General features: G+C 62.2%; 3 protein-coding genes and 1 pseudogene. All 4 read right to left on the reverse strand.

The genetic code is table 11. The annotated features are described in order from the left end of the window. Positions 1-453 (reverse strand): annotated as a pseudogene (locus tag ACFFAR_RS29105) (PhoH family protein); the annotation flags it as partial. Positions 454-910: 457 nt separating this feature from the next. Next, a complete protein-coding gene (locus tag ACFFAR_RS29110) occupies positions 911-1,372 on the reverse strand; it encodes a peroxiredoxin (RefSeq protein ID WP_075357972.1) in 462 nt (153 codons plus the stop codon). Positions 1,373-1,499: 127 nt separating this feature from the next. Further along, positions 1,500-2,396: a polysaccharide deacetylase family protein gene (locus ACFFAR_RS29115; RefSeq protein WP_174363044.1), complete on the reverse strand. Its 897-nt coding sequence runs from the start codon at positions 2,394-2,396 to the stop codon at positions 1,500-1,502. Positions 2,397-2,405: 9 nt separating this feature from the next. Beyond that, positions 2,406-3,152 (reverse strand): bifunctional UDP-4-keto-pentose/UDP-xylose synthase (locus ACFFAR_RS29120; RefSeq protein ID WP_375509001.1); only part of this gene is annotated, 747 nt, incomplete at its 5' end.

Genomic DNA, 3,152 nt, shown 5'->3' on the forward strand with positions numbered 1-3,152 from the left:
CTGGCGACGCTTCTGCTGACCGCGCGGTTGAGCCGCCGCAGCCACGGGCGCGGCAGGCGCTTCGGAGCGTGACGGCGTGCGCGCTTCGACCGGCGTGCGGGCGACAGCCGGCTGCGCGGTTTCGACCTGTTCGGCCGGTGTCGCAGCGGGTTGCAGCAACGCCGCCGTTTGTTTCGTGCGGCGCGTACGCGCGGCGGGTGCGGCGTCGGATGCTTCGACGGCCGAGCCTTTTGCGGCATTCGCGAGCGTTTCACTGGCGATCGCGCGCAACGTGTTCGCGGCGGTGGGGCGCGAAGCGCTAGCTGGCGCGGCGAAGTCAGTATCGATGTCAGTCGTGGCCAGGTCGCCCTCGCTCGCCTGCTTTCTGGCTGGTCGTGCAGGCCGGGCTTTGGCTTTGTATTCTTCAGACGGCAGGAGGTTGCCGAGCTTGACGGGTGCGGTAGGCAAAGGCATGGTTTCCCTCGAAAGGATCGGATCTTATGTCGTGCGTCGCCTGTCGCATCCTGCTGGGTTGGCCTGAGTTATCAGGCCTGACTTCGATGCAGTTTGCGCCCGGTGACGCGCTTCGGTTTCGAAAACGCCGGTTCGCCTAGATTTCGATCGGCTCCTTGGAAGTTGCGTCCTGAAGATCAAACGGGAGTTGAAACGCGCGGACGGCGCGGCGCGCAGCGCGGGAGGGAGCGTCCGCAAACAAAAAAGCCGCCGTCCCGGACGTTGGGACCAGCGGCTCTGGAGCACCTGCGTACCTGCTCCTTTCGTCCTTCACTCCGCCCGGGCAACATGTGAAGCCGGAGCGTCGTGTGTAGCGGAGACCCGTGCCGGTCGCGGGGGTTACCGCGATACACCGGGCGCTACGTAAAGAGAAATGGAAGGAGGGGCATGCGCTCATTGCGAATCAATATAACGTGCCTCAAAGCGCTTGTACAGCTTCCACAATCTGCTCGACGTGACCTGGAACCTTTACGCCACGGAACTCCCGGCGAAGCACACCTTTCGCGTCCAGCAGGAAGGTCGAACGCTCGATTCCGCGGACTTCCTTGCCATACATTTTCTTCATCTTGATGACGCCGAAGAGCGAGCAGATGGCTTCGTCGGAGTCGGACACCAGTGTGTACGGCAGTTCCAGCTTCGCCTTGAAGTTGTCGTGCGATTTCACGCTGTCGCGCGAGATACCGATGACCTCCGCGCCGGCTGCCTTGAACTGGTCGTAGAGATCGCGGAATTGCAGGCTTTCGGTGGTGCAGCCCGGCGTGTTGTCTTTCGGATAGAAAAACAGCACGACTTTCCTGCCCTTCAGGCTGGACAGCGAAAAGTCGCCGCCGGTGGCGGGGGCGGTGAAATCGGGAACTGGTTGATCGACTGCGATCGGCACGGAGTTTCTCCTCTTTTTTATCGATGACGCGTGCCCGGACGCCAGTTTCTGGTGATCGGGCACGTTGAAACGGGGTGCAGATTGGAAGAATCTCGTTCCAGCAAGCTCACTGAGCCCGCGCGAGGCATCAGTCCGGCTGCAGGATCAATTCACCCGCGCGGCCCGGAATCTCGCCCCACGCGACAGGGTACGTGGGCAGCGTCGAGCGGTCCAGCGTCGAATGGTAGTCACCCATCGTGCAGAACGTGTGGCCCTGGGCGCTCCAGCCAGCCAGCATCTGCTCGAAAACCGGGGCAAGCTTTTGTCCCTCGAGTTCGGCGTGCAGCGTAAATACTTGATCGTGATCCTGCTTCGATGTCAGCCCGAGCAGATGAGCGGCGACGTTGCTCACGTCGACGCCATCGACGCCCAGAACCTCATCCAGCGTGGGCAGCGTGGTCGGCATCTGGACGTGATTCAGGACGCGGCCATCGAGCACAGGAATGTAGGGCGTGTGGCCCCGTCCGTCGGACGCGTACTTCATGCCCCAGGCATCGATCTGTTCAAACGCGTGGCCGTTCATCTGCCAGCCTGCCGCGCCGTGCGTGACGGGCGGTGCGCCGAAAATTTCGATGAAACGCGCGTGGCTGCGCTGCATCTGCGCGGCGGTCCACTCACGGTTGCCCGCGCGGACGTTGTCCTGCCAGTAGACGTGGTCCCACGTGTGGATGCCGCACTCGAAGCCGCCTTCGTGAATTGCGCGCATTTCGGCGACCGCACGACGGCCAATGTCCGGCCCCGGCAGAAGCACGCCATACATGAGCGTCTTCACGCCGTAGTGCTCCACGACCGATGTCCGCGAGACCTTCTTCAGGAACCCCGGACGAAACACCCGGCGTAAAGCCCAGCCGGTGTGATCGGGTCCGAGACTGAACAGGAAGGTCGCGCGGGCGTGATACTTGTCGAGCAGGCGCGCGAGATTCGGCACGCCTTCGCGCGTGCCGCGCAACGTATCGACGTCGATTTTCAGAACGATGCGAGCCACGCGCCGCCCTTAATTCTGGTCTTCGACAAGGCGCCGGGCCGTCGCCACATCGCCGCGATACGCTTCGAAGATCTTGCGCAGGGCGTCGTCCATGGTCGCGACCGGTTTCCAGTCCAGTTCTTCGATCGTGTTGTCGATCTTGGGCACGCGGTTCTGCACGTCCTGGTAGCCCGTGCCGTAATAAGCATCCGACGACGTCTCGACCAGTTGCACGGTCTTCGCGCTCTCGGCGTACTCGCTGATCTCGTTCGCGAGCTTCAGCATCTTGTTCGCGAGTTCGCGCACCGAGAAGTTGTTGCTCGGATTGCCGATGTTGTAGATCTTGCCCGTCGCCACGCCGTTCTTGTTTTCGATGATCTTCATCAGCGCGCCAATGCCGTCGTCGATATCCGTGAACGCACGTTTTTGCGCGCCGCCATCGACGAGACTGATGTTTTCGCCCCGCACGATATGGCCGAGGAACTGCGTGACCACTCGCGAGCTGCCTTCCTTCGGCGTGTAGATGGAATCGAGGCCCGGGCCGATCCAGTTGAACGGGCGGAACAGCGTGAAGTTCAGGCCTTCCATGCCGTAACCCCAGATCACGCGGTCCATCAACTGCTTCGAGCACGCGTAGATCCAGCGCGGCTTATTGATCGGGCCGTAGCTGAGTTGCGATTCCTCGGGATCGAACTGCTCGTCCGTGCACATGCCGTAGACCTCGGAGGTCGACGGAAACACGAGGTGCTTGCCGTACTTCACGGCCGAACGCACGAT

Origin of the sequence: uncultured Caballeronia sp., from assembly GCF_964243625.1 — a bacterium.
Classification (GTDB): domain Bacteria; phylum Pseudomonadota; class Gammaproteobacteria; order Burkholderiales; family Burkholderiaceae; genus Caballeronia.